Source organism: Actinoplanes sp. NPDC048796, assembly GCF_040650035.1.
GTDB lineage: Bacteria > Actinomycetota > Actinomycetes > Mycobacteriales > Micromonosporaceae > Actinoplanes.
In genome coordinates, this window is record NZ_JBEZGO010000010.1 from 96,677 (window position 1) to 122,796 (window position 26,120).

Genomic DNA, 26,120 nt, shown 5'->3' on the forward strand with positions numbered 1-26,120 from the left:
GTCGATACGCGGCCTTCCTCGCCCACTCGGCGGGGAAGGCCGCTTTCCGCGCGGAACGGGATCATCCATACGAGCCCGGGGGTCGCATGATCGGACTTCGATGACGGCCGATCCACCGACCGCCCGGATCCACCTGGTGCGGAACACTTCGGCGCAAGGGAAGCAGGCGCTGGTGGCAGGATGGTCCATGTCTGAACTGATCATGAAGACGTTTTTGGGCAACGCCCAACGGTTTCAGAAGACCAACGACCTGGCCGCCCTGGACCAGGCGATCGCGGCCGGCCGGACGGTGGTCGGCGCGGCCACGGACGTCGACGACTGGCGCCGGTACATCACCGTGCTGGCGCAGTCCCTGCTGGCCAAGTACAACGCACAGAACGACCGGGCGGCCCTGGCCGAGTGCGTGCAGGCCTTCCGGGCGGTAGCGCACAACCTGCCCGCCGGGCACCGACTGCGCCCGGCGGTCTTCACCGGGCTGGGCGAGGCGCTGCGCGAGGTCGCCAAGACCGAACGCCGAGCCGACGCCGCCGACGAGGCGATCTACTGGTTCCAGATGTGTGCCGCGCAGCCGTCGAACCTGCGCGGCAAGGCGTTCTTCGGGGTCTCCACCTGCCTGCATATGAAGGCGAACTGGACGGGCGATCTGAACCTGTTGCGGGATTCCGTGCAGAACGCGCGGCACGCGGTGGCCTGTGCGGTGGACGACGGGCAGCGCGCCCTCCACCTGATCTACCTGGCCGCCGCGCTGGCGCTGCTCCATCGCCGCACCGAGCAGCCCGAGGTCATCCGCGAGGGCGTCGAGGCCGCGCGGGCGGCGATTCGGCTCAGCCCCGACGAACAGCAGCGCCGGACCTGGGAGAAGACCCTCATGCAACTGCAGGCCCAGGCCGCACTCGGCGGCTGGTACGAGTGAACGGCCACCAGCCCGTCGAGTACGAGCTCGTCCCCCAGCCGCCGCAGCCCTCCACCCGCGTCCGGCGCGACGACGAGACCGTCGTGCTGTCCACCTGTCCCCGGTGCCTCGGGCCGATGGCCCAGCTCGACGGGGAGGCGGCACCGGCGAAGGGGATCCGGTTCCCCCGCCGGCACACGGCCGTGCCGGCCTGGGAACCCGACGTCGTCGAGTGCCAATGCGGTCTGCCCCACCCCGGGCGGCCGGAGAACGCGCCGGCCTGGGGCTGTGGGGCCTTCTGGAACGAGTTGGCCACCGGTGGCTGACCGGGCCGGGCCGGCGCTGCCGACCCGGGACGATCTCCGCTGGGCGCGACTCGCCCGGGAGCTGCCGTTCGAGGAGCTTGAGGCGGCCCGCAAGCAGGCGGAGCAGTGGCGCAACGCGATCGGGGGCCTGACCGCGCTGCTCGGCGTCGCGGCCCTGGTCCGGGGACGCAACGATCTCACCAGCATCCCGTCGAACTGGCGCGTCTCGGTCGCCCTGGTCCTCGCGGCGGCCTTCCTCAGTCTTCTCCTCGCGTTCGCGCTGTCGGCGTACGCGTCGTTCGGCCGGCCCGGGGTGCGGATCCGCCTCAACGGCAGCGCCCTGCGCCGGTGGAGCGGCGCCCGGACGAGGCAGATCGGCCGTCTCGTCCCGGTCGCCGCGGCCGCCGCCGCGCTCGGCATCGTCCTCACCGGTGTCGCCGCGTTCCTCACCTGGTTCGCTCCCGCGACGGCCGGCCCGTCCCGGCCGTACGCCGTGCGTACCGCCACCGGCCAGCAATGCGGCGAGCTGATCGGCGTCGACCGGGGCCGGATGGTGCTGCGGACCGGACCGAACAGCCTGTGGTCGACGCCCCTGGCGGAGGTCATCTCGATCAGCGAGGTGAAGGCATGTTGACGCGGCCGGATCTCGCCTTCGCCATCAGCGTCACCGAATACGACCACCCCGGCGCCGCCGCCCTGCCCCGCGGCCGCGACGAGGTCGACCGCGTCTTCGCCGCCCTGGAGAGCGGCGGCTTCACCGTCGACCCGGACCACCTGACCGGCCGGGTGGACCGCGAGAGCGTGCTCGCGTACCTCGCCCAGGCCGACCGCAAGGCCCGGCGGGTCGTTCTCTACTGGACCGGGCACGGTGTCTCCGACGAATCCGGCTCGTGGCTGTTCACCAGCGGAACCGACCCGGCCGATCCCGCGGGCACCGGCGCCCTGGACCCGGCCGCCATCGCGTCCGCGCTCGGCCGTCTGGTCGGGGCCGGTCAGGTCGTGATGATCCTCGACTGCTGCGGATCGGGTGACGCCGCGCTCGACATCGCCTCCGAGATCGTCACGAGGCGATCGCCGGACGTCGGTGACCACGAGAGCCTGCCGGCCATCTCGCTGATCAGCGCCACGTACGGAAGCGCCGAGGCGCAGCCGATGCTGTTCGCCAGCGCCCTCGCGGACGCCCTGACCAAGGGCCCGCCGTCCATGGTCTGGCCGGCCCAGCGCCGGGAGGTGACGCCGCAGGACCTCGCCGACGCGGCCTCGGCCTGGCTGCGCTCCAACCGGGCCACCCGGCTCCAGCGCGCCCGCGCGGCGGGGGTGCACGCCGGCAGCGGCTTCTTCGCCAATCCGCTGTACGACCTGGGCGCCCGCGATGTGCTCATCGGCGGTGACCTGTTCGTCCGGCGGACCGCCGTCCTCGACCGGATCGAGGCGTGGAGCCGCCGGGCCGGGCACGGGTTGTTCCTGCTGACCGGGTCCATCGGCACCGGGAAGTCTACGGTCGTCGACCAGTTGGCGGCCGACGGCGCGTGGACCAAGATGTCACTGTCCAAGCTGGACCTGCGGACCGCGACCGTCGACCTCGCCCGGCGTCTCCAGCTGATCGGCGAGCGGGACGACATACTTCCCGAGCAGTTGGTCGAGCGTTACGCCGCGGCGGGCGGCGGCAACCTCGCATTCGACTCCCTGGACGAGGCGGATCCGGAGAATCGGCTGGAGATCGCCCGGCGGCTTCTGCTGCCGCTGGCCGCTCTGCCGGGCGGACGAATCCTCGTCAGCCGCCGGTCGGGCGCCGGCACGGCCGACGGCGCCGGCGAACTGGCCGATCTGCGAGCCGGCGCCACCGGAGACGCCGACCTGGACGACGACGCCACCGCCGAGCAGGACATCCGGCGCCTGGCGACACGGATCCTCGAAGCGCGGCCCCTGTCGCCGTACCGGGGAAAGAGCGATCTGGCCCGCCGCGTCGGTGAGGTGATCGCCGCGCGCACCGGCGGCATCTTCTTCGTCGCCACCCACGTGGCGATCCACCTCACCCGGGCACCGAGGGCGCTGGAGCCGGAGGACCCCGATCTGGCCCGCATCCTCACCGAAGGAATCGGCGGCGTGGTCGCCAAGGACTTCCAGGACCGGGGCGTCGACGCCGACCGGCTGCTGGACCTGCTGACCCCGCTCGCGTGGGCCGCCGGCCGCGGTGTTCCGGTCCGCGGCGCCTGGCCGGCGATGGTCGACGCGTTGCGCCCGTCCCCGGGTTCACCGTCGGCCGAGGCCGACATCACCGCCGCGCTGGCGGAGATGGACGAGTTCGTGACGGCGACGGCCGCCGGCGGCGGCGAGCGGCGGTACCGGCTGCGCCACCTCGCGATCGCCGACTATCTGCGCAGCCGGTCGGGGCGGACCGACGAAGAGGCGAACAAGGCGATCGTCCGGGCGCTCAAGCCGGCGGCCGGTGGATGGCCCGCGACCTCCTGGTACGTCCGCGATCACCTGGTCGAGCACGCCGACCGCGCGGGTGTCGTGCCGGACCTGCTCGACGATCCGGACTTCATGGTCTTCTCCGAGCCGCGCCGCACCCTGGTCGCCGTGACCCGCGCGGAACGCGGCGACGCTGTCAAGGCCGGCTTCGACCTTTATCTGCGCGCCGGGCCCCGGCTCGCCGACAACTCCCTGGCCATGCGCGTCTTCCTGCTGGAGTCGCTGCGCCGGGAGGGAACCCGGGCCGACGCGCCGGAGGGCCCGTCGTTCTCGGTGGCCGCCCCGTGCCGGACGCGATGGACCACCGCCCGCGCGCCGTCCCGGCATCGGCTGATCCGCACCGGCCCGGACGACCCGGACATGTTCGCCGCCGTCCGGACCTCGGCCGGCGGGCGCATCGCCGTGACCACCAGGCACCCGGGTTCACCGGACTCCGGCATCGAGATCTGGGACCCCACCTTCACGGTGCCGCCGCGGGTGCTTCGCGGGCGGGCCGGCAAGGAGGTCACCGCGTTGACCGCGGCGCCGCGCGACGAGCGGGACGACATGCTGGTCGTCGCGTACGGCGGCGGCAACTTCCTGGAGGGCCGCCTGCTCGACGGGGACCGGGTGATCTGGACCCACGAGGAGGTCCAGGCGCACGCCCTCTCGTGCGTGTGGGCCGGCGGTTCCTGGGCGGTCGCCGCGACCGACCTCTCCCGGGTCCGGCTGTTCCGCGCCTCCGACGGGAGCCCGCTCGGCACGATCGGCGGGGAGGGCGGCAACCCCAAGGGTGTGCTCGGCTTCCGCACCGGCGGCGTCGATGTCCTCTGCTACGTCACCGACAACGCGCTGACCTTCTGGGGCGCTGACCGCCTGGACCGGCTCGGTGTGGTCCGGCTGGACCAGCCGTGGTCGGCCGCCGCCATCGTCACGCACGACGCGACCCCGGTCATCGTCGGCGCCCGGGCCGACTCCCGCCTGGAACTGCGGGCGGCCGCGACGGGGCGGCAACTCGCCGTCGCGCCCGACCGGCTCAACACCATCGCCGATCACATCGTCCCGGTGGGCTCGGCGGTCGCGGTCGCCGCCGCGGACGAGATCTCGGTGTGGGGCACGCGTCCGCTGGAACGGGTCCATCGCTACACCGGGCACGCCGACCGGGTCAACGGCCTGGGCGTCGTCCGGGACGGCACGGACCGGAGCTACATCACCAGCGCCGCCCGGGACGGCACGGTGCGTGTCTGGTCCGATTCCCGCTCCACACACTGGAGCAAGTGGGATTCCGAACCACCGATCGGCTACTTCGAGCGCGTCCACTCGGCGAGTGTGGACGGGCGCCCGGTCATCCTCGTCGAGGACGTTCTGTCCTGGGTGCTCCTCGACGAGGACGACGGTTCGTTCGTGACCCGGTTCGACAAGAAACGCGCCCGTTCCCGCATGGCCGGCATGCAGTCCGACCTGGACCGTTTCGATGTCTGGGCGATCGCCCGGGCCCGGACCGACTCGCTGGCCATCGCCGGGCAGCACCAGGGCGTTCAGGAGATGTGGTCGGTCACCGACCGCGCCGACTACGGCCTGCCGACGCCCGGCTCGCCGAGCGACCACGGGTGCCGGGTGCTGGTGCACACGCCGGAGGGGCCGATGCTGGTCACCGGCGACGGGGGGAACCCGATCGGCGTCTTCCGGCTCACCGGCGGCCGGCTGTGCACGCTTCAGGCGCCGCCGGGGGCGCGGGCGCGGCTCACCGTGACCACCGGGGCCACGGATCTCGTCCTGGTGGAGAACCCGGACGGCACCCTCGCGGTGCACGACCCGATCGACGGCCTCGTTCGCATCCGGCTGCCGCTGGGCGAGACGTCGGCCACGCCGCTGGCCGCTGTCGCCGACCTGGGTCAGGGCACCGCCGCGGCGCTGGTCGCAACGGGCGAGCTGGGCGTCCAGTGGCTCGACGCCCAGGGCCGGCGGCGTCCCGTGGCGGATCGCGGGTACCGGCAGCGGGCGACCGTCGTCCGGGTCGCCGACGGCCACTTCCTGGTCCTGGCCGACCGGGACCGGGTGCTGCTGATACGTCCCGCCGACGGCTCCATCGCCACCGCGATCCCCTTCGTGGGCCCGGTCAACGACGTCATCTCCCCGGCACCCGGCCGCCTCTGCCTGATCGCCTCCGCCCGCGTCGTCCTGGTCGAGCTGGCCGACACCTTGCGCTAGCCTTCCGCGCGCCGCCAGGAGTGCTGGGGCTCGTAACCGAGCAGGCGGCGGGCCTTGTCGATGGAGAGCAGGGTTTCGTTTCCGGTGAGCTCGCGGGTGACCGGGATGTCCGGGAAGTACTCGGCGGCCAGCGAGGCGCTGGACCGGCTCATCACGGTGTCGGCGTTGGCGATCACGAAGACCTCCATGCCCGTGGCGTCGTAGGTGAGGGCCCGCCGGACGGCCTGGGCGCCGTCGCGGGCGTCGATGTAGCCCCACAGGTTCCAGATGCGCTGCCGGGGGTCGGCGTCGAGCGACGGGAAAGCCTCGTAGTCGGCGGGCTCCATCACGTTCGAGAAGCGCAGCCCGATCGCGGTCAGATCGGGGTTCCACCGGCAGAACTGCTCGGCCATCGTCTCCTCGAGATGCTTGGAGAGTGAGTACGAGGTCTCGGGCCGGGCCGGATAGTCCTCGTCGACCGGGATGTACGGCGGCGGGTTCTCCGGCCCGAGCGGCAGCCCCAGCAGCGTCTCGCTGGAGGCCCACACGATCCGGCGGATGCCGGCGAGGCGGGCCGCGGCGAACACGTTGTAGCTGGCGGTGATGTTGTTGGTGAACGTGGCCGCGTTCGGCCGCAGGCCCGGTGCGGGGATCGCGGCCAGGTGCACGACGGCGTCGATGCCGTCGTAGCGGTCGTCGATGGCGGTCAGCGCCTCGGCCACCTGCCCGTAGTCGGTGAGGTCGACCAGCGTGAACGGGGCCGACGGCTCCCGGGGCGCGACCCGGTCGAGGTTGACGACCTGGTAGTCGTGGTCGAGCAGGTTCTGAACGACGGCGCGGCCCAGTTTGCCGCTGCCGCCGGTGACGGCGATGCGAGGCATGTCTCTCCTCGGGTGGTGGTGGCTCCCGGATTCTAAGCTTGTTTCATGGCGCGGATCATGGTGGTGGGCGACGTCGGGGGTTTCCCCGGCGAGCTGACCCGCGTCACAGGCGACGGCGAGGCGGTCGTCGTGCAGGTGGGCGATCTGGTCGACCGCGGGCCGGACAGCGCCGGGGTGCTCGACGTGGTGCGGCGGCGGCTCGAAAGCGACCCCCGGCGGTGGGTGCAGCTGATCGGCAACCACGAGTGGCAGTACCTGGGCGGTGACCGGTTCTGGCCGGAGCCGCTGCCCGAGACCGCGGCGGAGCTGCTGCGGGAATGGTGGCGCCGGGAGTGGATGGGGGTCGCGGCGGCGGTACGGGCGGCGGACGGCGAGGAGTTCCTGATCACCCACGCCGGGCTGACCGTCGAGACCTGGCGGCAGCTGGGCGAGCCGGTCACGGCGGCCACGACGGCGGCGCTGCTGAACACGCGGCCGGACGAGGTGGTGGGCAGCTACCGGGGGCCGCTGTGGGCCTCGGCCGGTTCCGAGGTGTACGAGTCGTGGCTGCGCGAGGCCACGCCGATGCCGTTCTCGCAGGTACACGGCCACGACACGATCGTCGACTTCACCCGGCGGCAGTGGCGGTGCGGCGAACGGCTACGGCAGCGCTCAGCCGCCGACTGGGAGGCTCGCCACACGGTGACCCGGGTGAGCGGCGGCCGCTTCATCGGCGTCGACCCCAAACACGGCACGACGGGCGCCCCGTCCTGGTCACCCTTGATCCTCGACGGGGCGACCCTGCTGACCTAGGTGTGATGTCCGGCCAGGTTGTTCAACCGGGTGATGCCGATGGCGGTGTGGGGTCGGTGATGGTTGTCATCGTGTAGGAACGCTGGCAGAGCTGCGCGCCGGGCCTTTTCGCTGGTGTAGGGCTTGGCGAAGGCCCAGCCGTCGGCCAATGTGCGGTGGAACCGTTGGTTCGCGGCCGGTATGGCCGGGGTTTTCACGGTGAGGCCGAGCTCGGCGCAGGTCGAGGTCCAGAGCCGGGATATGCAGGCCTAGCCGTTGTCCGAGAGCACCCGATCGACGGTGACACCGCGCTCGGCGAACCAGATGACTGCGCGGCGCCCATCATCCTCAGATCGAGTGGTCACACTCCCTCGACCAACGTCTCCGAGCATCACACCTGGGCGTGCAGCCCGACGAGGGCCACCCGCCCGGGCGCGACGGTGGCGGGGCGGCGGGTGAAGCACGCCGGGGTCGAGCGCGACCGCTCACGCAGGTCGCCCGGGTGGGGTGAGCGTTCTGGGCGCGCAGCGCCCTGCTCGCCCCGCCCGGGCCCTCGACGGGAGTTGCGGTCCGTACCCACCACCCCGCTACGACATTCCGCTTCTGACTTCGATGTCCTTAACGGACCGCCAACTCGCCCAGCTCCGACCAATCGCTCTGGTCGACGTTCTGGCTGATGATCTTCGGGGTGGCCACCAGGTAGGGCGGCAGATCCTGCTGCGCCTGCTTGAAGTGGGCGCTTCCGACGTGGGCCGCGCCCGCGTCTCCGTCGCGGAAGGCCTCGACCAGAACGTACTCGTTGGGGTCGTCCAGGCTGCGTGACCAGTCGAACCACAGGCATCCGGGCTCGGCCCGGGTGGCCTCGGTGAACGGGCGGGAGATTCGCGGCCAGTCGTCGGCGTGCTCGGGCTTGATCGAGAACTTGGCGGTAATGAAAATCATCTTGGAAGACACACACCTTTCGCACGATCAGTCATCTGGGTTCCTCGGCTCGGCGCTCGACACAGGCTGAGGGGCATGACGGGCGCCGGGGTGTTGCAGTCGGTGGAACGGGCCATGCGGGTGCTGGACCATGTCGCGGCGGGTCGTGCGTCGGGAGGCGCGGGCGGCGGCCTACTACGCGGCGCTGCGGGACGAGGAGATGATCGTGGCGCACGTTGAGGAGTGCCCCGAACATCCGCGGATCAACCCGCTGGGGGTGGGTTTTCGCCAGGTGCCGCATGCGACCGCCTTCGGGAAGTTGATGCTGGCCATGCTGCCGGGGCTGCTCGACGGGGTGCGGTTGCCCGGCGTGACCTCGTCGACCGTCACCGAGCGTTCGGTGCTGGACCGGCAGTTGCGCCAGGTGACCGGCACCGGGCTGGCCCTCGAGGTGGACGAGTTCCAGGCGGGGCTGAGCTGCATGGCGGCGCCGGGGACGCCGCGCCGCGTTCAGGCCGAGCATCTTCCGCTTGGTGGTGGCGGTCAGTTCGCCGTACTCGCGCGCATGTCGTCCGGGATCGGGAAGCCGGCGAACTCCTTGATCAGCCACTGGGGCTGCCAGCCGGCGTAGTCGCTGCCGAACAGCAGGCGGTCTTCGCCGAGCCAGTAGAGCAGCTCGCCGATGATCTGCGCGAAGTAGCGGGGCCGGCTGTGCAGGAACGGCATGGCCATGGCGCGGCCGCCGTAGACGTTGGGTTCCTGGGCGTTGGCGGACCGGCGGTCACGACCTCGTGGGCGCCCAGCTGGGACGCGAACTCGCGGGCGCGCGGGTTCGGGTCGACCACCACCACCCGGGCCGCGGTCATCGCGACCAGGCACTGGACGCCGATGTGGCCGAGACCGTCGGCGCCGATCACGACGCAGGTCGCGCCCGGGAACCGCGAGTTCTCGCAGTGCACGTCGTCGCCGCGCCGGCACGGCCCGCACAGCCCGCAGGTCACCAGCGGGTGCAGGATCACGGCGTCGCCCGGCGCCACGTTGCTCACGGCCGGGCCGACCTCGCGCACCCAGCCCGCGTTCTCGTGCCCGATCACGTAGGGCAGCTGGACGCCGGACTTCTCGGCCCACTGCCCCTCCACGATGTGCAGGTCGGTGCGGCAGAGCCCGGCCGCACCGACCTGGACCAGCACCTCGAAGGGCCCGGTCACCCTCGGCTCCGGGATGTCGTCGATTGAGGGCCTTTTCCGTACGCGTGTACTCGAACAGCCTTCATGGCCCGGACTCTGCGCCGTGGCCGCCCTAGTGGGTCAGCTCCGGTTCAGATGGTGACAACGGCTTCTCCCCCGGCTCGGGCGCGGCCAGCTTCGACGGCCACCACATGTGCCGGCCGACGTCCAGGTTCAGCGCCGTGACCAGCACCGACCGCACGATCAGGGTGTCCAGCAGGACGCCGAAGGCCACCGCGAAGCCGATCTCCACGAAGGACACCAGGGGCAGGCTGGCCAGCGCCGCGAACGTGCCCGCGAGCACGATGCCGGCCGAGGTGATCACCCCGCCGGTGGCGGCCAGGCCGATCAGCGCGCCCTTGCGGGTGCCGTGCTGCTGGGCCTCCTCCCGCACCCGGGTCATCAGGAAGATGTTGTAGTCGATGCCGAGCGCGACCAGGAACACGAAGACGAACAGCGGGAACGACGTGTCCTCGGCCGGGAAGTCGAAGATGTAGCGGAACACCAGCACGCTCACGCCGAGGGCGGCCGCGAACGACAGCACCACCGTGGCGATCAGAATCAAAGGCGCCACGATCGCCCGCAGCAGCAGCCCCAGGATGATCAGCACGACCAGCAGCACGAGCGGGATGATGAGCCGGTTGTCGTGCTTGTTGGCGTTGTTGATGTCGAGCAGCGCGGCCGAGGTCCCGCCCACTATGGCGTCGGCGCCGGGAACGGCGTGCACCGCGTCGCGGACCCGTTCGACGGTCCGCTGTGCCTCCTCGCTGTCGGGCGAGGACTCCAGGGTGCCGTCGATCAGCGCCTTGCCGTCCTTGACCACCGGGTCGGCCACCGCGGTGATCCCGTCGACGCCCGCGAAGGCCGTCTTGACCTCGGCCGCGGCGCCCGCGCTGGCGATGACGGTGACCGGCTGGCCGCCGCCCGCCGGGAAGTGCGCGGCCAGGACCTGCTCGGCCTTCACCGACGGCTGCTCGGTGGTGAACTGCTCGGCCGTGGTGAGGCCGACCGCGTTGAGCTGGAGCAGACCGAGGGCCATGGCGCCGAGGGCCAGGGCGGTGCCGATCCACACCCGGCGGGGCCGCTTGGCGATCCGGCCGCCGAGCCGGGCCCAGAATCCGGTCGCTGTCGGCTCGGCCGTGCCGAACTTCGGCTTGACCGGCCAGAACAGCCAGCGCCCGCAGATCACCAGCATGGCCGGCAGCAGGGTGACCATCGCGGCCAGGCCGACCACGACGCCGATGGCGGCGACCGGGCCGAGGCCGCTGGTCGAGTTCAGCTCGGCCAGGGTCAGGATCGACATGCCGATGGCGACGGTGGCGGCGCTGGCGATGATGGCCGGGCCGGCCCGGTGCAGGGCGAGCTGCATCGCCTCGTGCCGGTCCTCGTGGCGTCTGAGCTCTTCCCGGTATCGGGCCACCAGCAGCAGCGCGTAGTCGGTGCTGGCGCCGAAGACGAGAACCGTCAGGATGCCGGCGCTCTGCGCGTTCACCACCAGGTCGGCGTACTTGGCCAGCAGGTAGATGACCGCCTGGGCGGCGACCAGGGCCACGCCGGCGCTGATGATCGGGAACAGCCAGAGGACCGGACTTCGGTAGGTGATCAGCAGGATGATCGCGACCACGATCAGGGTGGTGTAGAGCAGCGTGCCGTCGATGCCGGCGAAGGCGTCGGCCGAGTCGGCCGCATTGGCCACCGGACCGGCGAGATAAGCGCCCGGACCAGCCACCTGTCTTATCTGGTCGGCTACATCCGGCAAAGCCTCCCAGCCATCGGCGTCGATCTTGACAGGAACGATGATCTGAACAGCCTGCTTGTCCTGCGATGGAATCGGCCCGATGACCTCGCCCGTCACGCCGGGCACGTTCTTCATCTCGGCCGCGGCCTTCTGGGCCTGCGCCATGTCGGCCTCGGTGATGCCGCTGGTCCGCTCGTAGATGACGATCGCGGGTGCGATGTCGTCCGGCTGGAACGCGCGGCTCTCCTCGATGACCTGCGTCGACTCGGCCCCACCGGGCAGCCAGGCCGAATTGTCGTTCTTCTCGACGCTGCCCAGCTTGCCGGCGAGCGGCGCGGTCAGGACCAGGATCACGATCCACAGGCCCAGCACGATCCACTTGGCACGGCGGCCGCAGACAAATCTCCCCATGATGAATTCCCCCCGGCGCGCAGCGTAAGCCCGCCGCTACCGGGCGGGAAGCCCCCGAACGCCTACCTCAGGGTTATCTCAGGGGAGATCCACAGCGGACGATGATGGTGAATAATCCTTCGGGTGACGAACTGGGAATACGCTCGGCTCGAGTACCGCTCCGCGGGCACGCTCGGCGCCGACCGCTTCATGGACTGGACAGCGACCTTCCACCACCCCGGTGGCACGCTGCGCTGGGGCACCGATGAGCGCTACGACGACCTGCGCCACCTCAACCGGGCCGGCGCGGCCGGCTGGCAGGCGTACGACCGGGCCGCGATGCACGTGCACAACGAGCCGCACCGGTTGAGCAGTGTCACGTACTCGATGCGCCGTCCCGTGCCCTAAATTCAATAGGCGTGAGCAAGGAAACCGGACGCAAGCTGATCGCCTCGAACAAGAAGGCCCGGCACGACTACGCCATCCTCAAGACCTGGGAGGCGGGACTCGTACTGGCCGGCACCGAGGTGAAGTCGCTGCGCGAGGGCCGCGCCTCGCTGGTCGACGCGTTCGCCGCCGAGCACGAGGGCGAGATCCTGCTCTACGGCCTGCACATCGCGGAGTACGGGTACGGCAGCTGGACCAACCACGCCCCGCGCCGTACCCGCAAGCTCCTGCTGCACAAGCAGGAGATCGTCAAGATCCTGTCCCAGCTGAACGACGGCAACGGACTCACCCTGGTTCCGCTGTCGATGTACTTCAGCGAGGGCTGGGCGAAAGTCGAGCTCGGGATGGCGCGCGGCCTCAAGTCGTACGACAAGCGTCAGGTGATGGCCAAGCGCGACGCCGAGAAGGAGATCGCGCGCGAGATGGGCCGCCGCCTGAAGGGCAGAACCCGCCGGTAGGATGATCATGGTGGAATTCGGACTTGATACGTTCGGCGACGTCACCGCCGACAGTCACGGCAAGCGCCTCCCCTACGCGGAGGTGATCCGCAACGTCGTCGAGCAGGCCATGCTCGCCGAAAAGGTCGGCGTCGACGCCTTCGGCCTGGGCGAGCACCACCGCGACGACTTCGCCGTCTCCGCCCCCGAGATCGTGCTGGCCGCCATCGCCGCCCGCACCTCGACGATCAAGCTGGGCACGGCGGTGACGGTCCTGAGCTCGGACGACCCCGTACGCGTCTTCGAACGCTTCGCGACCCTGGACGCGGTGTCGAACGGCCGCGCCGAGATCACGCTCGGCCGCGGCTCCTTCACCGAGTCGTTCCCGCTGTTCGGCTTCGACCTGCACGACTACGAGAAGCTGTTCGAGGAGAAGGCCGAGCTGATGGCGGAACTCCTCAAAGAGGGTCCCGTCACCTGGTCCGGCACGGTCCGCCCGCCCCTGACCGACCAGCAGGTCTACCCCAAGTCCTCCTCGGGCCGCATCCCGACCTGGATCGGCGTGGGCGGCAGCCCCGAGTCGGTGGTCCGCGCCGCCAAGTACGGCTTTCCCCTGGCCCTGGCCATCATCGGCGGCGAGCCGGTGCGCTTCGCGCCGTACGTGGAGCTTTACCACCACGCCCTGAAGGAGTTCGGCCAGCCGGACCAGCCGGTCGCCGTGCACTGCCCCGGCTTCGTCGCCGACACGGACGAGGAGGCGGTGGAGACCTTGTGGCCGCACGCCCGCACGATGCTGAACCGCATCGGCCGCGAACGGGGCTGGCCACCCATGGCCCGCGACCGCTTCGACCACGACATCACCGAGGGCGCCTGGCACGCCGGCTCCCCCGAGACGGTGGCCCAGAAGATGGCCCGCACCATCAAGGAGCTGGGCATCCAGCGCTTCGACCTGAAGTACTCGGCCGGCACACTCCCCCACGAGCAGATGATGAAATCCATCGAGCTGTACGGCACCCAGGTCATCCCGCGCGTGCGGGAACTCCTGGGCTCGTAGCGGGGACGTCGAGCAACAGCCGCAGGGCCTGAGCAAGGTCCTGCGGCCCGGCGTCGGGCAGTGCCGCCCGCAACTCCCGCCAGGCCTCCGACGGCTCCTCCAGGCGAACAGCGTCCATCATCGCCGCCATGGGAATTCCCTCGTAGAGACGGGGCGCCCGCAAATCCTCGGTTGCCTCTAGCAAAGCGGGAATACGGCACACCGCGGCGGCCACCGTGGGGCGATATTTTGGATCATCGGTCAGTATGCGCACGATAGCGACAAAGTCCTCATCGGCTCGGCCGTCGGCCGGAAAACGCGCCACCACCCGGGAAATGAGCCCACGAATCTCATCGAGCTGCTCAGTGGCCGTTCCGGGGGGCGGCATGGAGACGAACCACATCGGGCCGCAGCCCGCCGCCTCTGCCACCAACCAGAGCCGCATCCTGGTGTACCAGTCCGGAGCTTCCCAGCCGACCTGCCGGTTCACCGTGGCACCGATGGCGTAGTTCTGCAAGGTGCCGTCATCGCCGATCAACTCGTAGTAGCTCATCTCGGCTATCGGAGTGATCCAGCTTTGCGGGCCGGTCCCCCGCCCGATCACGGCGGTATCGGTCTCGGACAACCTGAAGAAGCCGAGCATGGCGTGCCAGCCTTCGGCGCCCAGTCCGCACCGCCACAACATCACGGCCTCTCGCCAGTGCGTCATGACCGGCTCCGGCAGAAGGTCGGCCAGGCGCAACGTTCCGTCGGCGGGCTCGCACGCCATGCGCAGCAGGAACAAATTGGCGGAATAGGCCGACAGCTCACGCAGGTGGTCGATGCCGGACGGCCAGTAGCCCGCGCTGCGGGGCGGGCGAGCGCCCTGGCGGAACTGCCGGATCAGCGCCGTCAATGCCGCCGCAATGCCCCTTCGCTCCCGCTCACCGAGCCCGCCGAGCATCTCGGTGGTGAACTGTTCGATCGGCCGGCGCGTGGCCAGCGCCTGGTGCGACAGCAGCGTCCGCAGCTGACCGTCGTCCGGTTCCCGCTCACGCCACCCGCCGGAGGCTTTGTCGGCGATGTCCCGCAGCTCCTCGACGACCTTACGGGCGATCAGATATTCGCCGAACGTGGCGTGCAGGAACTCGTAGACTCGTTCGGTTCGGTGCAGGCCCACCGCCTCGGCGGCGTGCACGAAGAAGAACTCTGCGAGCAGCCGCCGGCCGGTCACCTCGGGGCGCTCCGCCGCCCGATTGACTCCGGCCAGGGCGGTCAGGTCGTCGCCGAGCTCCGCCTCCGAGACGTGCTGCCGCCCGCGGTTGAACATGGCGAGGGCGGCCACGCAAAGCCGGTCGATGGCGGCCGTGGTCGCGTCGTGGGCCTCAGCGGACTTCTTCTTCTCCGCCTCGCGCCGGACGAAGGTCGTGATCAGCCTTTCGTAGAGGGCGGTGATCGACATGCCGGCGTCGAGGGCCGGAGTGGCCGGGTCCGCCGCATAGATCGCCAGCAGGAGAAGCAGCAGCGGTTGCGAGGCCAGGTGAGGTTGCCGGAGCACGACCCCGAGCGTGAGGCGGCGCACGTCACCCGCCGCGATGCCGAGCGCGTTGCTGGTATTCCAGCGCCGAAGCCACTCCCGCGTCTGCTCCTGCTCGAATTCCTCGAGCTTGACCACGAACAGGGTGCGCGGGGTGTCCACCCGCTCGGCCACGACCGTCCGGGAGGTGACCACCACGGACACGGGCCGTTCCTGATCCCGCTCGAGCCGCTGGAACGCGGCCACCTCCTGCAGATATCCGCTACGGTCCGACGGGCTCGCCTGCAACAACTCGTCGAGCCCGTCGAGGATCACGACCCGGCGCTTGCCCCCAGCCCGGCCCGCGAGTTCGGCCCAGGCGATCTCGGTGTTCGTGGCGAGCCGCAGACCCTCCTCGATCTGGTTCAAGACCGGAGCGTGGGCACTGACCGCTCGCAGGGGAACCCACACGACGACGAAGTCCGTCTCCGCCAGCCGCGCGGCGAGGATCTTCGTCAACATGGATTTGCCGGCACCTGGATGACCGAGGACGAGCATCGGCAGTTCCGCGCCCTCGCGCGACCCGGCACGCGTGCCGAGGGTCGCGAGCAGATCGGTTCGCAGCGGTTGCCCTGCCCACCAGGTCTCGTCGCCGATCCGGGTGTCCTCGGCCACCTGGCAACCGCGGTACCGCGGTTCGATGAACAGGTCATCGATCAGAGGGAAGGTGATCGGTGTGCTCTCCCGGTCCACGCCGCCTGGCACCACGCGCTCCCGCAGCCGGGCCCGGTTGGCCCGGACCAGTCCCACCGCGGGGTCCAGAGGCCGCTCCCGCTCGATCAGGCCGGCGAGGACGTCGATCCGGTGACGGGTAGCAGCGTGCTCCGAGAGGTCGATTCGGATCGCCATCTCGGGGACGGCGACGGCAAGGTCCTCGTAATACGACTGATAGCGCCGGACGGCGTCATCGGCGAGCACGTAGACGTCGAACATCCGGAAGCCGTCGAGCCCGGCCAGAAAACGCTGCGTGCGCTTCCCGAGGTCGAGCATCCAATCCCGGACCACGTCCAGGTTCTCGACGAAGCCGGCGCTCGCATCGGGAGCGTCGAGCTTCCGCAGGTACAGGCAGTCGATCAATTGGTCGCGTTCCGACGCACGAGATCCGGTCAGCAGCGCCCGCCGGTCCTCGTCGGTCAGGCCGGCGGCGATCCGGCGCCGCTGCACCTCCTCGAAGAAGGCGGCAGCGGCGATCGTCGTGTGCGCCGCGTCGATCAACTCGGTGCGGCGGGCCGGGTCTGACACTCCTTCGATCGTGGGTGCCAGCCGGCCGACCGCCCGTCGCAACAACGCGATGGCCTCGTTCTTCTGATCCACCCAGCCCCACAGGGCGGCGAGCAGTCCGGCCGGCGCCAGGGCGGCACCGCCGACGGCGGCGACCCCCGCGCCCACGCCGGCCGCCAGGATGAGGCCACCCAGTGCGGCGTCCAGTTTGTCGACACCCGGCGTCCCGGCCCGACCCAAAATCTCCAATGCACCTCGGAAAGACACCGCTGATTGGCTCCGCACACACCGAATGGTAGCCACGGTCGTCATGTGATCACTCGGCGTAGTTCACGCCGGCGGCTGGTCACGGGCGTACTGCTCGACCCGCCTCGGCTGCGCCGTCGGCACGCCCGCTGACAGACGAGCGCCCCGTCTCGGCCCGGTGGGGGCGAGGACGGGGCGGTCGCGGGGAGGCTTACTGGTCGGCGTCGGGGTCCGCGGTGCTGGCGGTCACACCCACCTTGGCGGCGGTGCAGAGCTTGGCGTACGCGCCGGCGCAGAGCTTGGCCTTGTCGACGAAGCCGGCCTTGACCACGTTGTTGATCGTCTTGCTGGTGATCGCCTGGGGAAGGATCGACTTGAACGGGATGTAGGCGCCCGACTCGGGGTCCTTGATCTGGTCGGAGACCTGCGGCTTCTGGCCCTTGAACAGGGCGATGGCCAGGTTCGCGGCGGCCGCCGCCTCCTGCTCCAGCGGCTTGAAGATGGTGACGCACTGGTCGCCGGTGAGCAGCGCCTGCAGGCCCTCGAGGGTGGCGTCCTGACCGGTCACCGGCACCTTCTTGTTGAGGCCCTTCTTCTTGAGCACCTTGATGACCGCGCCGGCGATGCCGTCGTTCGCCGCGAGCACACCGTCGATGTCCGGCACCTGCTGGAGCATCTGGGTGAACATCTTCTCGGCTTCCTTCGGGTCCCAGTCCGGCACCCACTGGTCCGGGCCCTTCTTGGCCTGGGCCGAGTCGAACAGGGGCTGCAACTCGGCGTCGTAGCCCTCCTTGAACAGCGTGGCGTTGTTGTCGGCCTTCGAGCCGTTCAGCTCGGCGATGGTCGGGTTGGTCACGCCCTTGAGGCAGGCCTTGAGCTCCTGCGCCTGCAGCTGGCCGACCTCGTTGTTGTCGAAGCTGACGTAGTAGTCGGCGCCGCCGTTGAGGGTGAGCCGGTCGTAGTCGATCGTCGGGATCTTGTTCTCGCGGGCCTTGTCGAGGACCGTCTTGCCGCTCGCGGCGTCGAGGTTCGCGATGATCAGCACCTTCACGCCGCTGTTGATCATCGAGTCGCCGATCTTGACGAAGTTGGCCTCGTCGCCCTGGGCGTTCTGGATCTCGACCGGAATGCCCGCCGCGTCGAACGCCTTCTTCAGGTACTTCGGGTCGTCGTTGCCCCACCGCTGCGAGCTCACGGTGTCGGGCAGGATCACGCCGACGCGGGCCTTGCCGCCGCCGCTCGTGCTGGTGTTACTGGCGTCGCTCGAGTCGTCGGAGTCGTCACACGCAGTCATGGTGGCTGTCGCCATCACACCCGCCATGGCGAGGGCCAACAATTTCTTGCGCATGGGGAAGTCGTCCTCTCCGGTGGAACCCGAGCTGTGGAACGCCCGAACGAGCGGACCCAGTATCGGATACCCGTCAATGCACTCGACAAGGGGTACGGTGCCGGAGAGAAAAATAGTTCATTTCCGGTCGGTAAGCACGCGTCAACTACGTACGGTATCGATACTCATGATCATGCCCTGGTCAGGGGTGTGAAAAAGGTCGGCGGCACCCCGTACCGCCGACCTTCCGGATAAGTCCGGCATCACGCTACTTTTCGGTTGATCCACCAGATCGCGGTCGCGGCCAGGAGCGCCGAAACCGCCAACAGCAGCCCCAACTCGCGCCACTGCAGCAGCCAGAACCGGTCCACCGGAATGTATGAGGCCTTCTGCGTCAGGTTCAGGGTTCCGAGGTATCTCTCGCACGCCCGCGGCCCACCGGCGTCCCGCCCGCACTTGGCCGGGTCGACCGGGCCCGTGTACTCCTCGCCGTCCGGCCCGGCCGTGACGTTCGACAGCTCCCAGGCCTCCTCGACCGGCAGGGCCATCTTGACCTTGATGGTGTTGTCCGAGCCGATGCCGAGCGATTCGATCTTGGCCGGGTCGAAGGCGGTGGAGCTGGTGACCGGGGTGGTCAGGTGCTCCCGGACGAAGTAGGGCACCGCCACCTGCACGAGCACGATCGCCAGCAACGTCACCGCCATGGCCGCGACCGACCGCCGCAGCAGCATGCCGATCAGCACGCCGGCCATGAAGCCGAGCGTCGCGTAGCCGACCGGGACGACACCGCGCGCGGAGAACAGCTCCTGCCCGAGGGGCCCGACGTTGGCGTCGTCGAGCGGCGCCGTCCACCACGTCACGACCGCGCTGATCACGGCGGCCGTGACCGCGGCGGCTCCGCCGATCCCGATCAGTTTGGTGAGGATCCAGCGGCGCCGGGACACGGTCTGGTTCCAGACCAGCCGGTGGGTGCCCGTCTCGAGCTCGCGGGCCACCAGCGGGGCGCCCCAGAAGACGCCGACGAGCGCCGGCATCAGCAGCAGGGCACCGGTGCCCACGGCGTACAGGGTGGCGTTGAGGGTCGTCCCCGCCTGGACCGAGAAGTTCTCGGCGAGGTCCGCGCAGTCGGTGGTGCAGTCGGCCAGGCCGCTGCTCTGGTAGAGGTCGAACAGGTGGGGGCCGGTCACCGCGAGCGCCGCCGCGATGGCGAGGGCGAAGGCCGCCGCCACCCAGGCCTGGACGCGGAACTGCCGCCAGGTCAGCCAGATCATCGCTTCTCCAGCACACGGTCGCGGCCGTCGGCGCCGGCCTGGGACATGTAGGCGAGGACGATGTCCTCCAGATCGAGCCGGTCCGACGCCCAGGACGGGTCGTCGACCGGAGCGGTGCTCCGCACCACCAGAGTGGACTGCACGTCGGTGTGGCTGGCCAGCACGACGTCACGGCCGGGGCCGAGCGTGCCCGGGTCGCGGCGCGGCCCGGTCAGCCGGTGGTGGGTGCCGAGCAACTCGTCGACGTCGCCGTGGACGCGCACGCGGGAGGCCACGAGCACGATCAGGTAGTCACAGACACGTTCGAGGTCGGCGACCACGTGCGAGGACATGACGACGGTGGTGCCGTTCTCCGCGGCGTACGACATCAAGCCCTGCAGGAACTCACGGCGGGCGAGCGGATCGAGCGCGGCCACCGGCTCGTCCAGCAACAGCAGCTCCGGCCGTTTCGCGATGGCGAGCGTGAGGGCCAGTTGCGCCCGCTGGCCGCCGGAGAGTTTGCCGGCCCGCTGCGACGGGTCGAGCCCGAGCTCGGTCACGCGCCCCTGCGCGAGCGCGGCGTCCCAGCCGGGGTTGAGGTGGGCACCGAACCGCAGATGGTCGGCGACGCTCAGGTGGGCGTAGACCGGGGTGTCCTGCGCGACGAAGCCGAGGCGCCCCGAGCCGGTGTGCGGGGGCCGGCCGAGCACCTCGATGCGGCCCTCGGTCGGCGTGAGCAGACCGCAGGCGAGCTGCAGCAGTGTCGACTTGCCGGCCCCGTTCGGGCCGACCAGGCCGACCACGTGACCGGCCGGGATCTCCAGGGTGCAGTCGCTGAGCGCGGCCCGCCGCCCGTACCGCTTGGTCAGTCCGGTGGTGGTGACGGCGCTAGTCATCCCCGCCTCCCCGCTCGTTCTTCCGAAAACTCCCGAAAGGTGTTGATGAGCAGCGCCTCGACGTCTTCGTCGTCGAGGCCGGCGGCCCGGGCCCGGCCAAGCCAGGCGGTCAGCTCGCGGCGCAGCGGCTCGTGCGCGGCGATGGCCTCGTCGCCGCCGGCGAGGGTGCGGGTGACGAAGGTGCCCAGGCCGGGACGGGGCTGCACGAGACCTTCGTACTCCAGCTCGCGGTAGGCCTTGAGCACCGTGTTGGGGTTGATCGCCACGCGGGCCACCACGTCCTTGACGGTGGGCAGCCGGTCCCCTTCCTTGAGCATCCCGAGCCGCAATGCGTGCCGAACCTGCTGAATGAGCTGCAGGTAGGGCGCGACGCCCGAGCGCGCGTCCAAGTGAAACTCGATCATCCGTAATCCCTCTATTCAACTAGTTGACTAGCACAATAGCAGTGGGATGCGGGAAGGAGAAAGATGGAGGTCATGACATTGACGAGCCGGCTCGCCTCCACGGCCGACCTGGAAAAGCTGAAACCGCTGATCGCGGCCGCTATCGCCGAGCTTCAGAAGGGCTTCCTCACGCCGGAACAGATCGACAGCAGCACGGCGATCATGGGCCTGGACACTCAGCTCATCGAAGACAAGACGTACTTCGTCATCGAGGACGAGGGAGAGATCGCCGGCTGCGGCGGGTGGAGCCGGCGGGCCACGCTGTACGGCGGTGACCACTCCACGGGACGCGACGCCGGCCTGCTCGATCCGGCGAAGGACCCGGCCAAGGTACGGGCGATGTACACGCACCCGGCGCACACGCGGCGTGGGGTCGGCCGGCTGATCCTGTCGCTCTGCGAGCAGGCCGCGGCGGCGGAGGGCTTCACGGCGCTGGAACTGATGGGCACCCTGTCCGGGCGGCCGCTCTACGAGGCGTACGGCTTCGAAGCGGTCGAGCAGGTCGAGGACGCCCGTGGAGGCGCCCCCGTCCCGCTCGTCCGCATGCGGAAGAAGATCACCAGTTGACGGCGATGTACTTCGACTCGAGGTATTCGAGCAGGCCCTCGTGGCCGCCCTCACGGCCGATGCCGCTCTGCTTGACGCCGCCGAACGGCGCCGCCGGATCGCTGACCAGGCCCCGGTTGAGCCCGACCATGCCCGCCTCGATGGCCTCGCTGACCCGCAGGCCCCGGGCCAGGTCGGTCGTGTAGACGTACGCCACCAGGCCGAACTCGGTGTCGTTGGCCAGCCGGACGGCCTCGGCCTCGTCGGTGAAGGTCACGATCGGCGCCACCGGCCCGAAGATCTCCTCGCGCAGAATGGGCGCGTCCGGCGCCACCCCGGTCAGCACGGTCGGCGGGTAGTAGTAGCCGGGGCCCTCGGGCCGGCGGCCGCCGGTGGCCGCCGTCGCGCCGCCCTCGAGGGCCTGCTGGACCAGGCTGTCGACCTTGCCGACGGTGTCCTCGTTGACCAGCGGGCCGACCTGGGTGTTCTCGTCGGTGCCGGGGCCGACGCGCAGCGCCGACATGCGCTCGGCGAGCCTCTGGCTGAAGGCGTCCGCCACCGAGGACTCGACGTAGAAGCGGTTGGCGGCCGTGCACGCCTCGCCGCCGTTGCGCATCTTGGCGATCATCGCGCCGTCGATCGCCGCGTCGAGGTCGGCGTCGGCGAAGACCAGGAACGGCGCGTTGCCGCCCAGCTCCATCGACGTGTTGACGACGTTGTCGGCCGCCTGGGCGAGCAAAATGCGGCCGACCTCGGTCGAGCCGGTGAACGACAGCTTCCGCACCCGCGGGTCCTTGAGCATCGCGCCGACGACCTTGCCCGAGCTGCGCGAGGGCAGCACGTTCACCACGCCCGACGGCACGCCCGCCTCGGCCAGGATGGCGGCCATGGCGAGCGCGGTCAGCGGGGTGTCGCTGGCCGGCTTGAGGACGACCGTGCAGCCCGCGGCGAGCGCCGGTCCGATCTTGCGGGTGGCCATGGCGGCCGGGAAGTTCCACGGGGTGACCAGCACGCACACGCCGACCGGCTGCCGGGTGACCAGGATCCGGTTGGCACCCGAGGGCGCGGTGGCGAAGTCGCCGGCGCCCCGCACGGCCTCCTCGGCGAACCAGCGGAAGAACTCGGCCGCGTACGTCACCTCGCCCTTGGCGTCGACCAGGGCCTTACCGTTCTCGAGGCTGATCAGCTTGGCCAGCTCGCCGGCCCGCTCGGTCATCAGCTCCCAGGCTTTGCGCAGCGCCTCCCCCCGTACCCGCGGAGCCGTGGCCGCCCACGCCGGCCCGGCCTCGGCCGCCGCGTCCACCGCGGCGATCGCGTCCGCCTCCGACCCGTCCGCGACGGTGGCGATGACATCGCCGGTCGCCGGGTCCCGTACGTCGAAACGGTCCCCGGTCGAGGAGGGGACCCACTTACCGCCGATGAAGAGTTCAGTTTCCACGGTCCTAGTCTCGTCCTCCTGGGTAATCCAGGCCAATGCTAGAGACGACCGAGCGCACCTTCTTCGGCCAGCCGCGGCCGCTGGCCAATCTATTCGGGGTCGAGCTGTGGGAGCGGTTCTCCTTCTACGGCATGCAGGGCATCCTGCTGATCTACCTCTACTACGAGGCCGGCCGGGGCGGTCTCGGCATCGACCAGGCCACGGCCACGTCGATCGTCGGGGCGTACGGCGGGTCGGTCTACCTGGCCACGGTGATCGGCGCCTGGTCGGCGGACCGCCTGTTCGGCCCGGAGAAGGTGCTGTTCGGCAGCGCGATCCTCGTCATGTGCGGGCACATCGGGCTGGCCGTGGTCCCGGGCCTCGCGGGGGTGGCCGTGGGCCTGATCCTCATCGCCCTGGGCAGCGGCGGCGTGAAGGCCACGGCGACGTCGATCGTGGGCACCCTGTACGCGCCCGGCGACGAGCGGCGCGACGCCGGATTCTCGCTGTTCTACCTGGGCATCAACCTCGGCGCGCTGGTCGGGCCGCTGCTGACCGGGGTGCTCCAGCAGGAGGCGGGCTTCCATTGGGGCTTCGCGCTGGCGGCGGTCGGCATGGCGCTGGGCCTGACCCAGTACGCGCTCACCCGCAAGAACCTGCCGCCGGACGCGAGCCGGGTGGCCAATCCCCTCCCGGCCGGCCGGCGGCCGCTGGTGGCCGGCGTGGCCGTGGCCGTGGTCGCCGTCGTCGCCGTGCTCACCTTCACCGGCCTCATCCCGGCCGAGCATCTGTCGGACATCGTGGTGGTGCTGTCGATCCTGGCCGCCGTCGCCTACTTCGCGGTGATCCTCAGCAGCCGCAAGATCGACCAGGTCGAACGCCGCCGCGTCTACGCCTTCATCCCCATGTTCATCGCGTCGGCCGCTTTCTGGTCGCTCTACCAGCAGCAGTTCACCGTGGTCACGATCTACTCGGACCAACGGCTCGACCGGGACATCTTCGGCTGGACGATGCCGGTCAGCTGGGTGCAGTCGATCAACCCGGTCTTCATCATCATCCTGTCCGGCGTCTTCGCCGCCCTCTGGACCCGCCTCGGCGACCGCCAGCCGTCCACCCCGGTGAAGTTCGCCGCCGGCACCGCCATCATGGGCGTCGCGTTCCTGCTGTTCCTGCCCTTCGCCGGCAGCGCCAGCGTCCCGCTGCTCGGCCTCACCGGCATCCTGCTGGTCTTCACCATCGCCGAGCTGCTGCTCTCCCCCGTCGGCCTCTCCCTGTCGACCAAGCTGGCCCCGCGCGCTTTCCAGACCCAGATGGTCGCCCTGTTCTTCCTGTCGGTCGCCCTGGGCACGGCCCTGTCCGGCACGCTGGCCGGCTACTACAGCGAGGACCACGAGGTCGCGTACTTCGGCATCCTGGGCTTGATCGCCATCGCCCTGGGCGGCATCCTCTGGGCCCTGAGCCCCTGGATCCGCCGCCTGATGGGAGGGGTCCGCTAGCCTGCGACCTGGTTGCCCCGACGGGCCAGCACGGTCGGGACGATCACCGACATCAGGGCGATGACCAGCCCGACCGCGGTCAGCACATCGGCACGGGTCCAGGGCTAGCTAGCCGTGGCCTCGGTCCGCGTCGAGCCCGCGGGCGGTGTCACGCCGGCGGTTCGATGACCTTGGCGAGGGCGTTGATGGCGACGGCGGCGCGGATGAACTGGTTTTCGGCCAGGTCGCCGATCGTGTCGATGCCGAAGGCCAGGGAAAGGCCCTGCGCCTCCTCGTCGCTGACGCCGGACAGGGCGGAGACCGGGGCCGCCACCAGGTCTTTCAGGTCGAGGGAACGGTACGGCTCGTCGAGAAGGCCGTCGAGGTTCGCAGTCACTGCCACGCCCCGCAGCATCGCACGCGGGCCGGACCGGGCACCGTCCCGTTTCGGATGGCGCGAACCAATGCCGCCGGATTGGATCGGGTGCCGGCGCCGGCCGGCTCCTACCGTCGGGGGAATGACTGTGGGATTCCTCGGGCTGGGCGTGATGGGCGGGCCGATGGCGGCCAACCTCGCCGAGGCCGGCACCGATCTGATCGTCTGGAGCCGTACGCCCTCGCGGGAGACCCCGCCCGGCGCCGTCCGGGCCGCCACCCCGGCCGAGGTCTTCGAACGGGCCCAAATCGTGATCATGATGCTGTCGGGCGCCGAGGCGATCGACAGTGTCCTCGACCCCGCGCTGCTCGACGGCCACCTGATCGTCCACATGGGCACGACGGCGCCCGAATACTCGGCCGGGCTGCGGGATCGCGTCGAGAAGGCCGGCGCCCGCTACGTCGAGGCCCCCGTCTCCGGCTCGCGCGGGCCGGCCGAGGCGGGCACGCTCGTCGCCATGCTGGCGGGCCAGGCGGAGGAGCTTGATGTCGTACGGCCGTTGATCGCACCCATGTGCGGTGACACCTTCGACTGCGGCCCGGTGCCGGGCGCGCTGCTCATGAAGCTGGCCGTCAACACGTACCTCATCAGCATGGTCACCGGCCTGGCCGAGGCGTTCCACTTCGCCGAGGGCCACGGCCTCGACCCGGTCACCCTGCGCCGGGTGCTCGACGCCGGCCCGATGGCCAGCCCGGTGTCCCGGGTGAAGGCGGCCAAGCTGGTCGACGGCGACTTCACCGTGCAGGCGTCCATCCGCGACGTGCTCATGAACAACGAGCTGATCGTCGGCGCCGCCCGCACCGCGATGCCGCTGCTGACCCGATGCCGGGCCCTCTACACCGAGGCGAGAGACCAGGGGTACGGCGACGCGGACATGGCCGCCGTGGTGCACGCGATCGCTACCCGGACGCGAGCCGCCTGACCGCCTCGACGGCCGGCTCGTCCCCGGAGGTCACCTCGACGACGACCCGGTTGAGCGAAGGCTCCTGAAGAACGGCCGCGAGGAACGCGGCGACATCGTCACGCCGCGTGTCGCCGTACGGAATGGCCGGTCCGGCCGTGACCCTCCCCTCGCCGGCGTTGTCGACGAGGGTGCCCGGCCGCACGATCACCCAGTCGAGCCCGGTCCGGGTGAGGAAGACATCGGCGGCCTTCTTGACCCGCATGTAATGCTCGAACCCCTCGGTGGGCTGGCGGCCGCGCCCGGCATCAGGGAAGACGGAGACGAGAAGGAACCGCCGGACACCGGCCAGGCCGGCGGCTTCGGCGGCCTTCTCCAGCCCCTTGCCGTCGATCAGGGTGGTCTGATCGCTGCCGGTGCCGTGCGCTCCGGCGGTGAAGACGACGGCGTCGTGCCGCTGGAACCGCAGAGCAAGATCGTCGACGGGGTCGTGCACGAGGTCGCCGAGCAGGGGCGTCGCGCCAGAGGCTTCCACCGTCGCGGCCTGGCCGGGCGCGCGGTGCATGCCGGTCACGTCGTGGCCCTGTCCGGTCAGCAGCTTGGACAGGCGACGGCCGACGCCGCCGGCCGCCCCGATCACGAAGACGCGCACGCACTCACCGCCCCGAAGCCCTGTAGCTCGCACCCCACCAGCCAGAGCCCGCCCTCCCAGGGGGAGCCCC

24 protein-coding genes and 2 pseudogenes are annotated in these 26,120 nt (G+C 70.5%); 12 read left to right on the forward strand and 14 right to left on the reverse strand.

Annotated elements, in window-relative coordinates; all coding sequences use genetic code 11:
* The first annotated feature begins 187 nt into the window (after positions 1–187).
* The 4 genes from AB0C26_RS33385 to AB0C26_RS33400 are packed head-to-tail and all read left to right on the forward strand — an operon-like array spanning position 188 to position 5,862.
* On the forward strand, positions 188–913 hold the full coding sequence (locus AB0C26_RS33385; protein ID WP_360255703.1) for a hypothetical protein: 726 nt from the start codon (positions 188–190) through the stop codon (positions 911–913).
* Positions 910–1,218 carry a hypothetical protein gene (locus tag AB0C26_RS33390; protein ID WP_360255705.1) on the forward strand — a complete coding sequence of 103 codons (309 nt, stop codon included), beginning with the start codon at positions 910–912 and terminating at the stop codon, positions 1,216–1,218. Before AB0C26_RS33385 ends, AB0C26_RS33390 begins: the two co-directional genes overlap by 4 nt.
* Entirely contained in the window at positions 1,211–1,831 is a 621-nt protein-coding gene (locus AB0C26_RS33395) for a hypothetical protein (RefSeq protein WP_360255707.1), read from the forward strand. The genes AB0C26_RS33390 and AB0C26_RS33395 overlap by 8 nt, the downstream gene beginning before the upstream one ends.
* On the forward strand, positions 1,825–5,862 hold the full coding sequence (locus tag AB0C26_RS33400; protein ID WP_360255709.1) for a hypothetical protein: 4,038 nt from the start codon (positions 1,825–1,827) through the stop codon (positions 5,860–5,862). The genes AB0C26_RS33395 and AB0C26_RS33400 overlap by 7 nt, the downstream gene beginning before the upstream one ends.
* Here AB0C26_RS33400 and AB0C26_RS33405 read toward each other — a convergent pair.
* Positions 5,859–6,722: an NAD(P)-dependent oxidoreductase gene (locus AB0C26_RS33405; protein ID WP_360255711.1), complete on the reverse strand. Its 864-nt coding sequence runs from the start codon at positions 6,720–6,722 to the stop codon at positions 5,859–5,861. The two genes, AB0C26_RS33400 and AB0C26_RS33405, sit on opposite strands and share 4 nt — an antisense overlap.
* A gap of 45 nt (positions 6,723–6,767) precedes the next feature.
* Here AB0C26_RS33405 and AB0C26_RS33410 point away from each other — a divergent pair, with 45 nt between their 5' ends.
* Positions 6,768–7,514, forward strand: coding sequence for a metallophosphoesterase (locus tag AB0C26_RS33410; protein ID WP_360255713.1), 747 nt, complete (start codon positions 6,768–6,770; stop codon positions 7,512–7,514).
* On the opposite strand, the pseudogene AB0C26_RS33415 reads toward AB0C26_RS33410, so the two are convergent.
* Together AB0C26_RS33415 and AB0C26_RS33420 are read right to left on the reverse strand one after the other, a co-directional pair.
* Positions 7,511–7,828: pseudogene (locus AB0C26_RS33415) on the reverse strand (integrase core domain-containing protein); the annotation flags it as partial. The gene AB0C26_RS33410 and the pseudogene AB0C26_RS33415 sit on opposite strands and share 4 nt — an antisense overlap.
* A 283-nt stretch (positions 7,829–8,111) precedes the next feature.
* A complete protein-coding gene (locus AB0C26_RS33420) occupies positions 8,112–8,435 on the reverse strand; it encodes a putative quinol monooxygenase (RefSeq protein WP_360255715.1) in 324 nt (107 codons plus the stop codon).
* Between the two features lie 130 nt (positions 8,436–8,565).
* On the opposite strand from AB0C26_RS33420, the gene AB0C26_RS33425 reads away from it, so the two are divergent.
* A complete protein-coding gene (locus AB0C26_RS33425; RefSeq protein ID WP_360255718.1) occupies positions 8,566–9,045 on the forward strand; it encodes an IclR family transcriptional regulator C-terminal domain-containing protein in 480 nt (159 codons plus the stop codon).
* On the opposite strand, the gene AB0C26_RS33430 is transcribed toward AB0C26_RS33425, so the two are convergent.
* From AB0C26_RS33430 to AB0C26_RS33440, 3 genes and pseudogenes are all read right to left on the reverse strand, one after another.
* Positions 8,958–9,293, reverse strand: coding sequence for an amidohydrolase family protein (locus AB0C26_RS33430; protein WP_360256095.1), 336 nt, complete (start codon positions 9,291–9,293; stop codon positions 8,958–8,960). The genes AB0C26_RS33425 and AB0C26_RS33430 overlap by 88 nt on opposite strands.
* Positions 9,248–9,622, reverse strand: a pseudogene (locus AB0C26_RS33435) (alcohol dehydrogenase catalytic domain-containing protein); the annotation flags it as partial. The pseudogene AB0C26_RS33435 and the gene AB0C26_RS33430, both read right to left, overlap by 46 nt.
* A gap of 91 nt (positions 9,623–9,713) precedes the next feature.
* Positions 9,714–11,789: an MMPL family transporter gene (locus AB0C26_RS33440; RefSeq protein ID WP_360255720.1), complete on the reverse strand. Its 2,076-nt coding sequence runs from the start codon at positions 11,787–11,789 to the stop codon at positions 9,714–9,716.
* Positions 11,790–11,912: 123 nt separating this feature from the next.
* Here AB0C26_RS33440 and AB0C26_RS33445 point away from each other — a divergent pair, with 123 nt between their 5' ends.
* The 3 genes from AB0C26_RS33445 to AB0C26_RS33455 are packed head-to-tail and all read left to right on the forward strand — an operon-like array spanning position 11,913 to position 13,706.
* Positions 11,913–12,176 carry a hypothetical protein gene (locus AB0C26_RS33445; protein WP_360255722.1) on the forward strand — a complete coding sequence of 88 codons (264 nt, stop codon included), beginning with the start codon at positions 11,913–11,915 and terminating at the stop codon, positions 12,174–12,176.
* A gap of 11 nt (positions 12,177–12,187) precedes the next feature.
* Entirely contained in the window at positions 12,188–12,673 is a 486-nt protein-coding gene (gene smpB / locus AB0C26_RS33450; protein ID WP_097324300.1) for an SsrA-binding protein SmpB, read from the forward strand.
* A 1-nt stretch (position 12,674) separates the two neighbouring features.
* Entirely contained in the window at positions 12,675–13,706 is a 1,032-nt protein-coding gene (locus tag AB0C26_RS33455; RefSeq protein WP_360255726.1) for an LLM class flavin-dependent oxidoreductase, read from the forward strand.
* On the opposite strand, the gene AB0C26_RS33460 is transcribed toward AB0C26_RS33455, so the two are convergent.
* The 5 genes from AB0C26_RS33460 to AB0C26_RS33480 all read right to left on the reverse strand — a co-directional run bounded on the left by AB0C26_RS33460 (position 13,672) and on the right by AB0C26_RS33480 (position 20,584).
* The gene (locus tag AB0C26_RS33460; protein ID WP_360255728.1) at positions 13,672–16,710 is read right to left on the reverse strand and encodes an NACHT domain-containing protein; all 3,039 of its coding nucleotides are present in this window, start codon (positions 16,708–16,710) and stop codon (positions 13,672–13,674) included. The genes AB0C26_RS33455 and AB0C26_RS33460 overlap by 35 nt on opposite strands.
* A gap of 208 nt (positions 16,711–16,918) precedes the next feature.
* A complete protein-coding gene (locus AB0C26_RS33465) occupies positions 16,919–18,055 on the reverse strand; it encodes a substrate-binding domain-containing protein (protein ID WP_360255730.1) in 1,137 nt (378 codons plus the stop codon).
* Positions 18,056–18,297: 242 nt separating this feature from the next.
* The gene (locus tag AB0C26_RS33470) at positions 18,298–19,305 is read right to left on the reverse strand and encodes an ABC transporter permease subunit (protein WP_360255732.1); all 1,008 of its coding nucleotides are present in this window, start codon (positions 19,303–19,305) and stop codon (positions 18,298–18,300) included.
* Positions 19,302–20,180 (reverse strand): ABC transporter ATP-binding protein, encoded by an 879-nt coding sequence (locus AB0C26_RS33475; protein WP_360255735.1) that lies wholly within the window; start codon positions 20,178–20,180, stop codon positions 19,302–19,304. The genes AB0C26_RS33470 and AB0C26_RS33475 overlap by 4 nt, the downstream gene beginning before the upstream one ends.
* Positions 20,177–20,584, reverse strand: coding sequence for a GntR family transcriptional regulator (locus tag AB0C26_RS33480; protein ID WP_360255737.1), 408 nt, complete (start codon positions 20,582–20,584; stop codon positions 20,177–20,179). The genes AB0C26_RS33475 and AB0C26_RS33480 overlap by 4 nt, the downstream gene beginning before the upstream one ends.
* A gap of 72 nt (positions 20,585–20,656) precedes the next feature.
* Between AB0C26_RS33480 and AB0C26_RS33485 the strand changes: the two genes are divergently transcribed.
* Positions 20,657–21,190: a GNAT family N-acetyltransferase gene (locus tag AB0C26_RS33485; protein ID WP_360255740.1), complete on the forward strand. Its 534-nt coding sequence runs from the start codon at positions 20,657–20,659 to the stop codon at positions 21,188–21,190.
* Here AB0C26_RS33485 and AB0C26_RS33490 read toward each other — a convergent pair.
* Entirely contained in the window at positions 21,180–22,607 is a 1,428-nt protein-coding gene (locus AB0C26_RS33490) for an NAD-dependent succinate-semialdehyde dehydrogenase (protein WP_360255742.1), read from the reverse strand. The genes AB0C26_RS33485 and AB0C26_RS33490 overlap by 11 nt on opposite strands.
* A gap of 35 nt (positions 22,608–22,642) precedes the next feature.
* On the opposite strand from AB0C26_RS33490, the gene AB0C26_RS33495 reads away from it, so the two are divergent.
* On the forward strand, positions 22,643–24,082 hold the full coding sequence (locus AB0C26_RS33495; RefSeq protein WP_360255744.1) for a peptide MFS transporter: 1,440 nt from the start codon (positions 22,643–22,645) through the stop codon (positions 24,080–24,082).
* Positions 24,083–24,230: 148 nt separating this feature from the next.
* Here the strand turns inward: AB0C26_RS33495 and AB0C26_RS33500 are convergent, their stop codons facing one another.
* Positions 24,231–24,464 (reverse strand): hypothetical protein, encoded by a 234-nt coding sequence (locus AB0C26_RS33500; protein ID WP_360255746.1) that lies wholly within the window; start codon positions 24,462–24,464, stop codon positions 24,231–24,233.
* A gap of 61 nt (positions 24,465–24,525) precedes the next feature.
* Between AB0C26_RS33500 and AB0C26_RS33505 the strand changes: the two genes are divergently transcribed.
* Positions 24,526–25,419: an NAD(P)-dependent oxidoreductase gene (locus tag AB0C26_RS33505; protein ID WP_360255748.1), complete on the forward strand. Its 894-nt coding sequence runs from the start codon at positions 24,526–24,528 to the stop codon at positions 25,417–25,419.
* Here the strand turns inward: AB0C26_RS33505 and AB0C26_RS33510 are convergent.
* Complete coding sequence (locus tag AB0C26_RS33510; protein WP_360255750.1) at positions 25,397–26,050, reverse strand: SDR family oxidoreductase; 654 nt, start codon at positions 26,048–26,050, stop codon at positions 25,397–25,399. The two genes, AB0C26_RS33505 and AB0C26_RS33510, sit on opposite strands and share 23 nt — an antisense overlap.
* Positions 26,051–26,120: the final 70 nt, after the last annotated feature.